We start from the raw sequence: 9,350 nt of genomic DNA, 5'->3' as shown, positions 1-9,350 counted from the left end.
TTATAGTGGCGGTAACCATGGCGCTAAACAATCTGTTAGTTCGTAAACTTCCACAACATCATACTGTCTATCAAACTCTACTTTTGACCAATTTATTAGGAATCCCATTTGCGCTTGGTTTGGCTATTTGGGAAGGACAGCCATTTGATTGGCGCTCATTGATTACGGCCGCCAGTTCAAATGTATTTATTTTGATTTATGCGGGTATATGCGTACAGGTGTACCGACACATTGAAGCATACAAAGTCTCTAGTGCGGAATACTCAGGTTTACTAGGGGCGGTGGTGGTTGGAATCATATGGTTTAACGAAGTACCAAATATGACTTTGTTAATAGGTTCTGCGCTGATTATCCTACCTTTGATATGGCTAGCTACTCTCGAATCTATGAGGCTTAGACAAAAAACTGGGTAGGATAATAGCTTTTAAAACCTAATCAAGCTGATGTGCCATAAATAATAAGAAATAATAAAAGTTATGAATCAGACTAAAATGTTATTTAACGTTTACATCGGTTCATGCTTGACGAAACTGTAGATTACTTGTTAGACACTATAATAAGTCGGTTGCATGATTAAAAACTTCCAAGTTGGTTCTTATGTATCTAATAGTATCGTGTCTATAAAAAAGACAAACTGTTATTTAAAATACCTCAACTATTCAGCTGTTAGCCCTGCTTTAACACCCGATAGACCGTAGCCACCCCAACACCAACCGCCTTAGCAATCTCCTCTTTCGTCATATTGTTTTGACTGGCTAATTCTTTAATACGATTGTGTTTCGTTGTATTAGGCTTCTTACCAGTGGGCTTATAACCACTGTTCGCCAACCCCTGCTTAATACGCTCTCTACGCTTATCGTTATCAAGCTTTGCCATCGTTGCTAATAAGTCGATCAGCATATGGTTAATCACTGTTAGGATCTCACCTGTCATGCCTTTACTTACCGTATGCGTAGTTGGTAGATCAGCCACCACCAATCGCAAACCCTTGTCTTTGATGCGCTGCTTTAGAATTGCAAAATCATCTTGAGATAGCCTGCTTAATCTGTCCACGCTTTCAACCAGCAGAATATCGCCTTGATCAGCGTCCTTTAATAGCTTAGCTAATACTGGCCTATCGAGCTTTGTACCACTGAAATGCTCAACGTACTCAACAAGGTTATCGTTATAGCTTTGGCTAAAGCTAATCAAGTCAGACAAGGCTCTCTTAGCGTCTTGATCCTTAGTGCTGGCTCTCACATAAATACGAACGGTCATAACGCCACCTATATTATTTAGACTTATAAATTAATGTCCATTGATAATATCATGATATTAATATCATTTAATAATAGAAATAAGTCTAATGATAGATAGAGTATCGTTTAGAGGTTTTATTTTTTAGGTATAGTCTATTGATAGACTTTTAAGCCAATGAGTCTTTACGAACAGGTTTGTACATTCATGCCTTTAAACTTTATAATGCTCAATAAAATCATGAGGTAAAATGTGTTGTGATCACGGGCCAATAAGAAATTACCTCATGAGAAAAGTATACAGTCCAATTAAGGTTATTGAATGAGACAATATCTAGATTTATGTCAACGTATAGTTGATGAAGGCGTATGGGTCGAAAATGAACGGACTGGAAAGCGCTGCTTAACCGTTATTAATGCTGATTTAGAATACAACGTAGGCGCTAATGAGTTTCCTTTAGTGACTACTCGAAAGAGCTATTGGAAAACGGCTATCGCAGAGTTATTGGGGTATCTACGTGGTTATGATAGCGCAGCTCAGTTTCGAGCTATTGGATGCAATACATGGAGTGCCAATGCCAATGAAAATGAAGCTTGGTTAGCTAATCCTTATCGTAAAGGTGAGGATGATATGGGCCGAGTATATGGTGTACAGGGACGGAGGTGGCGTAACTCAGTAGGAGAGGAGTTTGACCAGCTTCGTAAGATTTATGATAACTTGCGGAACGGTATTGATGATCGAGGTGAAATCCTAACTTTCTATAATCCAGGTGAGTTCCATATGGGATGTTTGCGTCCTTGTATGCATACCCATACGTTTTCATTGTTAGGAGGAAAGCTTTATTTAACTTCATCCCAGCGCTCCTGTGATGTGCCATTAGGTCAAAATTTCAATCAAGTCCAGGTTTTTACTTTATTGGCTTTAATGGCTCAAATTACGGGGCATGAGGCTGGAAAAGCTTATCACAAGATTGTAAATGCACATATATATGAAGACCAATTAGAGTTAATGCGTGATGTGCAATTAAAACGCGAACCGTATCCAGCCCCTAAACTTCACATTAACCCTGAAATTAAGTCTCTCGAAGATATTGAAACATGGGTAACATTGGACGACTTTGAGGTTGAAGGATACCAGTATCATCAGTCTATTGCGTATCCATTCTCAGTTTGATATAAATATAAGGTAAAAGTTGAGAAAGGTTATAAATTTCTGTTAAGCATAAAGTATTAATATATGTGATTTATGCTATAGGGTATATGTTTATTAGCTAAGCTCTCGCTGGCTTTTAATTAAAAGGCAATTAAATTTATACTTTTTATAGCACAGGTAGTTTTCGATAGACTAGTGCATCAGCTGGTTCGATGTTACATCTTCTAAAGCTAACATTTTTCTCAATTTTTTAATCTCTTGTTTAGCTTCTGATAGTGACCTCTTATCTGTGTCAGATAGTGTCTTATAGTAATCTCGTGACTCTCTCATTTTTTGTAACCGTTTATCTGAATGTTGAGCGACACGTTTCATATTTTGATGTTCATTAAACCAGTAAACAGTCTCATTTTGTGCTCGACTTAGCTTTGCTTCAAGTGCATTTTTTACATCGGTAGTGCTTAAATGTACTTGTTTTTCATGTGATTTCTCTTTAGTCTTTCGGGCCTCTCTGATCTGTTTTAGCTTTTGGACAGGCCAAACTCTGTTTGAGATGGTGTTCCGATGAATACCAGTCATTTCTGAAAGTTGTGCTATAGTGGCTTTCAACTTCTTGTTGCCTTCAATGTCTGATAACGCCTTTTTCAATGACAATGTGTTTGCTTCATAATCATCGCTATTCTTTTGGTCATAAGCATTCATAGTTCAACTTCCTCACCAAGATTTTCCAATACCATTCTGGCTTCGTTCATTGCTGCTAGAATTTGCTCCCGATTGTGTGAATATTCTGGCTTGTTGAGATTGACCTTATTTAACGTATAAACTTCACGCCATTTAGGAGCATGTTTAATAGTTACAACGGCTTGTTTGCATCGAGCTGGGTTGCAACGTAGTGAACCAATACATGGTAGGCTTGAGTCATATTCTTCCGCTCTACCACCATAGCAGAGTCCTTGTCCCATATAGACCATGGCAACCCCTTGATCTACCATAGCCTCATACACTTCCTCTTCCGTATAGCCTTCAGCTATATATCCACTAAACGTCTTGATCAGACCTTTTTTATGCTCATTCGCTTTACCACCATAATATATGCCATTTGGATTATGGGCAGTTTTAATAGCCTCTAATTCAGCTGCTCGACGTAGTGATTTTTTATCACCTTTTCGATTCCCATCTTTTGACAGCAATTCACCTATATCACCATAACCCAGCGTTACTGTTGAAGTAGAGCCAGTAGATGTATATTTGGATATACTCTCTACAAAATGCTTCAGTTGAAATGATATTAGAGGTAGACCCACTTCAGCCTTAAACAATTGATATGTTAACGTGTGTCTTAGCATGTAGGGGTTGAACTTTATTTCATCAGCAGTGCTTTCACCCAATAGCTTACTAATAAAATTATTCATCTGATAAATAATGCCAGTACTACCCATTGCCTGAGGAAGGCAATTTGGCTTAACAGTATCTACATTAGAAACTAAATAAGGTGAAACTTTAATTTTTGAAATATATGAAGCTGCTAATATTGCATCTTGAACAATCGGTATAGCTACCCATCTGTCGTCAAACAAACCCGTACTACTCTCATCCTTATGTTTTTTGACCGTACTTTCAATCAGCCAAACGCCATCACTTTGAACTAAGCATGAACAATCCTGAACTTTTACTTCTGATAGTTCAGATGGTCTCATACCTGTATACTGACCTACTAAATACATGCATGCATACGCCACGAGGTTAAAGTATTCTCTAAGATTATCTAGCTTATAACCACGTTCCCATAACTTCTCACGCAAAGTCCGTCCACCCATGACATGAGAATGTTTGTTGAGCATCCAATTATAGGGTTCCACTATATTTGTAACGAAACTCGCAGAATAACCTTTAGTTCCTAGTCTAATAGCAATATACCCATTTAGAATTTCATGAGTGACTTGTTCTTGATCAGCCCATGACAAATAGTCGCTTGTATTGAAACGCTCTAAAGAGCTGACATCAGATATTTTTTCTTCAGCCCCTATAGCACTTAAAAAGTCAACTATAATAAAAGAAGCTATCTTTGACAGAGTTTCAAATACTAGATCTGGCAGTACTTGTTCTTTTTTCGAAGTATTAATATTAGCAAGTCTCTTCCATTTCAGGCTATTTAACTCTACATAAGCGATAGGCTTTTCAAATACATACTTAACAGAAGCTGGACTGCGTAGATATTTGAAAAATCTATCTAGCTCTACACCTTTTACGCGATCGTAGTTTTTAGCGGCTTTGTAATATAGGTCGGGTGTTATATCGGATAATGTTCTGATCCTTTCCTGAACGAACGCGGAGCCTAGATCATAAGACGCTTGTCTGAATATTTCATTGATAAATGTTAAACCGCTTTCAAAAATCGGAATCAAGGAGTTAGCTTTTAATGTTTTTTTTGATCGACTTTTACCATCTTTTTTCTGAAGCTTAAAAATTGAATTGTTGAGCAAAGCCAACTCAAATATAATTTTCATTTCTATCAAAACGAATACCGGAATATCTGTATATTTTGAAAAAATAATGCGGAGCTTTGGACCCTGAACATTTCTTGCAGCATTAGGATAATCTTTATTAAAATCCCAAATGCCGTCAGAAAATTTTGATAATTTTGATACAGGTTTGTCTATAAGAGACGTCATATACTCTATATCATCTGCGTGCTTATGCTGGAAATACTCTTTATTTTGATCTTTCGTAAGGTCTAAAGCATCTAAAATATAGGAACGATGTTCTACAAAACCTGTTAGTACATTTAACTTTGTTTCATAGTCCATTAAATCACCCCATCAACTAGTGTTGTTGTTTCAATATACTCTGCTAGACGTCTTCCATCTTCTAACTCCTTTAAAGAAAAATCAGAAAGTTCTGGGTCTGTAATGCCTTTTATTATTTCCATATTCTCTGAAATGACATGCCCATAAGGGGTGTCCATAACGCGAGTGTGCTCTGTCAAAAGCGTATAGTCACGCTTCATTGCAAAGATTTCAGGGAGGTTTTTGGCTGTAATAATGACATTGTCACAACCCAAACACTTATTGTATTGTGAGCATGGAGTACCAGGAATATAGGACGAAAGGTTTTTTACAAAATCTGGAGGGTCGAAAATATTTCTACATTCTGCTAAAGGGGTATGGAAGGTTATTGCTAATTCGTTATTATCTCTAATTTGTACTTCTTGTGGTACTTCTTGGATTTTTTTATTCAAAGTAGATTGATGTATTTCTTTTAGTTTATCGTTTATCTTTACTCTACTTACCGTATTGAAGTCAAAAGAGTCGAGGTAACCAATAGTCGTTTGGATTGAGGAGTGCCCTAACATGAGCTGAATTTCGCGTAAAGTCACTCCACCGTCTAACATCTCACTAACAAAGGTTGGTCTAAACCGACTTATATTAAGAGTTAGCGGCTCTCCTGCATCATTTTTTAAATTATATTTCTCAACAAACCTAGACAAACTATTTCCCAATGCTTTTGCCTTTCTTTCTTCATTTCCTAATATTGGAGACACTCTGCCGTGCTTCTTTGTACTATCTGACTGATAGATGAACAACCTATCTTTAAAAGCGTCATCTTCAATGTCTTGTCGAAAACCACTCGTCAATTGGACTAACTCTTCAAAAATAACTTTTATTGACTTAGCTTGAGATGATGTAAGCCATGTCAGTTCTGCATTAAAAAGATCAAGGTGGTATTCTTTATGACCATTAGACCGTTCTTTCCAATATCTAAGACATGGCCGTGATGTTGCTGGGTGGGAGTCTACGTAATCGTTTATATCAAGAGAAAGTAAAGGATTTGCATTTAAACCAGTAATTTGAGCAAGCCTTAAAACGTAAGGCGTTAGTGTATTTATGTTTATCATTGGGGTAACACCCCATTCGTCATATATCTCAATCAGACCATTGTCTGAATTGGCTATAATTCTTAAGAAAGCTTTCTCGATAGGTGATTTCGCTGTATTATGATGGACTGGCTTACACATCAAAGGGTTTTCAAATAGCCATCGTGCATTCTCGAGCGTTGAGAGACCTTTTATTATAAAACCTTTTTTATTTAAAGGATTTTCGCCTACACCCATTTTATTATAGGGTATAAGGGTTTTTCTAGATTCACTCAGTTCTTTTTCAATAGCATCTAATATTTGGATGCGTTCGTTCATTGTAAATGGTTTGTTAGCATCAGTTTCTCTACTTGTAAAAAATCCATTTATATCGAAAAAACTATATTCTATATCACGTATTTGAGTTAGCCGAACCAATGCTCTACGTACTGAACTCAAAACTGTATTTGCATGATGGCTTGATATTTCTTTATTTATTATCTTGTGCTCTAAATATTTCCGATATCTAGATAGGAGATGCTCATCAAAATATTCTATGATACTGAGAGGTCCATTTCCGTATAATTTAGATAAGAATTTTATAAATAAATTACTCGCAACTCTATAATTCTCCTTTCCTGATTCTGAAGGTACAGTTTTACTGCTCGAAGCAAATAGTTGCTCAACTTGAATAAAAGGTTCTACTTCTGAAGGGTCAATAAAGTCGCTTTTAGTATTCAATTCTCCTAGTGCTAGTCTATTAAAACGTTCTTGCTGATTCTCATTAATTTCTTCTCTACAATTGTCTTTTATATATATTCGTTCAGCAACACTCTTATAGTTAGGATCTATTACTCCAAGTTCCTTTAGATCCTGATGGATTAAATCAAAAGCATCTTTAACAACATTAAATTTTAAGGAGCTGGTTTTTATAGGGAACTGTCCTGAAGGTATTTTCCCAATTGAAATCTTATTGCCAAAAATAGGTAATGTATGCTTTTCTTCTTCAGATAGCTGTCTGTACCAGTTTAATAGTTTCCTCCTGTTTTCGATGCCAGCAGCTTCATAGCTTTCATCTGGCAGCACTAGAATCCCTTCTTCAATCATCTTCTCAATTAAACGATTTGTAAGAGCCCTGTGTTTCTGTGCAATAGAGTATGGGATACCTACAGCCTTTTGAATATACTGAACATATACACCGAAACCTAAAGTACTATCAGACTTACTGATTGGTACTTCCCACAGCGCTTCTGTATCTCCAACTATTTTCGATACCCACTCTAAGATAGCAGATTCGTCGTCTCTAATGGAACGCTTTCTTGACTCGCCTGTATTAAAATCAGCACTTATAATTCCCAGTTTAAGGAGATTCTCATGAATCTCATCGATTGTTTTTGCTATCAATTCATATTGAGTTGCTAAATAATACCAGTAGCCCTGCTCGCGTCCTATTGATTTGAAGCAGATATTGTTTATAGATTTAGTCAAACGAGGAAGGTTTTTCTTGTCATCAAAACTTAAGTTGCTATACCAATATAATATTTTCGGTCGAGTTATATTTTCTATACTAGAGGCTCCTTTTATGACAACTTTCATCTCAGCCATTTTCTCTATCAATGGAAGAGTGAGATGCTTTCGTGCAGTAGCTTCATTGATCGTGATAGATGTCTTTTCAGCTAAAAATTTAGACGTGATATTGACGCCCCAAGGGGCGTTTAAATGGCTGTTAAGTGGTATGGCTAAGAGTTGGTTTGGACTCTTTAATAAGCCTTCTACCCATGTACTTACCAATTGATCAGTGGCTCTTCCATCCCTTTTCATTTGATGTCCTTAATGCCAATTTTTAATTGTGTCTGTTCAGATAAGCGCCTCATCTTCTCAGCTCTAGTTAGTAAGTCACCATTCTCGTCACACATACTGTTATAGATGTCATGAGGAATGTCTGTATACATATGAGTAGTATTAATTTGGTTGTGTCCTAGATTTTTTTGGACAATAACGAGTCGATCTAAATAATCGGCTCCTAAATCATTTGACTGTAATATCGCATAAGCGTAGCCATGCCGTAGCTTATGTGGTGAGATCATTAGATTGAGTCGACCGTGCTTGATTGCGCGTTTACTGACACGTTCAAGTAGCTTATTGATCGAGCTTGGAGTATAGGGAGTGCCTTTGGCATTAAAGAACGCTGGTGTTTCAGATGGTTTTAAATATTTACGAGCATATTTTTTATACAAGGGAGATGCGTGATATTTTTGCACACGTTTGATAGTTGCTGAGCTAATTAGAGTCCAGCGTGGTTTAATCTGATTACCACGACCTTTACTTCCTTTTACTTTTAAAGGTACATAGTTGGCATGAATAGGCTGATCGGTATTGGAGGAAATAAAGCTTTCAGAATTAAATCTACTAGTATCTTGAAAGTCCTGGAGAGTAACTCGAGGTAGCTCTGAACGACGTAAGCCAGAGTCATATAGAAATTGCAGTAAAACTCTTTCTCGTTCTGAATTAGTAGATTCGATCAAAATGAAAAGGTCATCAAGACTACACGAGTTAATTTGTGTTCTCTTCGGTACTTTTGACAGATACCCATTACTATATGGGTTGTCTTCTCTAAGCGGTTCACGATCTTCTGTAGGGCTACAAAGGTATTCAATGAAAGCACGTATCGTAGCATCGCGGTTCCTAACAGTAGATGAGCTTTTATTATCCTCACTAATTAAGAACGTTAGGTACTCTTGAATCACATATCCTGGAACTGTAATGAACACCTCATCAGACTCATTATTATCGTATTCTGGGCGAGTACGAATGTAGTTCAAGAAATAAGTTAGGTTTTTACCGTATGTAGCGGCTGATTTATAGGATATTTTTTCATGATTAGAATGATACGATAAGTACTCAGAGATAATAGGAAGGATCTTACCATTGTCATCAAATACACCGACTCCATTAACCTTAACTATTTGATCCAAAGATAAGTTTAGAGTCTTACTGATTAAACAAGACTCTGATAAATCTAGTTCTATATCGGTACAAACTTTAATATCCATAATATCTGCCACATCGATCTAAAAGCTGAAGTATGGATACTATTATATATGTTTCATTG

Annotated in this window: 7 protein-coding genes; 2 read left to right on the top strand and 5 right to left on the bottom strand. The window is 36.7% G+C overall.

What is annotated here, in order from left to right:
- On the top strand, positions 1 to 413 hold a 413-nt coding region (locus tag AC2FA3_RS11135; RefSeq protein ID WP_490509615.1), incomplete at its 5' end, for an EamA family transporter.
- A gap of 253 nt (positions 414 to 666) precedes the next feature.
- Here the strand turns inward: AC2FA3_RS11135 and AC2FA3_RS11130 are convergent.
- On the bottom strand, positions 667 to 1,257 hold the full coding sequence (locus tag AC2FA3_RS11130) for a recombinase family protein (protein ID WP_068406590.1): 591 nt from the start codon (positions 1,255 to 1,257) through the stop codon (positions 667 to 669).
- 300 nt (positions 1,258 to 1,557) lie between these two features.
- Between AC2FA3_RS11130 and AC2FA3_RS11125 the strand changes: the two genes are divergently transcribed.
- Positions 1,558 to 2,409, top strand: coding sequence for a thymidylate synthase (locus tag AC2FA3_RS11125; protein WP_201546006.1), 852 nt, complete (start codon positions 1,558 to 1,560; stop codon positions 2,407 to 2,409).
- A 171-nt stretch (positions 2,410 to 2,580) separates the two neighbouring features.
- Here the strand turns inward: AC2FA3_RS11125 and AC2FA3_RS11120 are convergent, their stop codons facing one another.
- From AC2FA3_RS11120 to AC2FA3_RS11105, 4 genes are read right to left on the bottom strand one after another with little or no spacing between them, the layout of a single operon-like run.
- A complete protein-coding gene (locus AC2FA3_RS11120) occupies positions 2,581 to 3,087 on the bottom strand; it encodes a hypothetical protein (RefSeq protein ID WP_201546008.1) in 507 nt (168 codons plus the stop codon).
- A complete protein-coding gene (locus AC2FA3_RS11115) occupies positions 3,084 to 5,192 on the bottom strand; it encodes a site-specific integrase (RefSeq protein WP_201546010.1) in 2,109 nt (702 codons plus the stop codon). Before AC2FA3_RS11115 ends, AC2FA3_RS11120 begins: the two co-directional genes overlap by 4 nt.
- The gene (locus tag AC2FA3_RS11110; protein WP_201546013.1) at positions 5,192 to 8,059 is read right to left on the bottom strand and encodes a site-specific integrase; all 2,868 of its coding nucleotides are present in this window, start codon (positions 8,057 to 8,059) and stop codon (positions 5,192 to 5,194) included. The genes AC2FA3_RS11115 and AC2FA3_RS11110 overlap by 1 nt, the downstream gene beginning before the upstream one ends.
- Positions 8,056 to 9,291, bottom strand: coding sequence for a tyrosine-type recombinase/integrase (locus AC2FA3_RS11105; RefSeq protein ID WP_201546023.1), 1,236 nt, complete (start codon positions 9,289 to 9,291; stop codon positions 8,056 to 8,058). The genes AC2FA3_RS11110 and AC2FA3_RS11105 overlap by 4 nt, the downstream gene beginning before the upstream one ends.
- Positions 9,292 to 9,350: the final 59 nt, after the last annotated feature.

The organism is Janibacter sp. CoH_79_TC_3, assembly GCF_058197955.1.
Note: the sequence above shows the minus strand (reverse complement) of the source record. Positions and strands in the feature narration are given on the sequence as shown.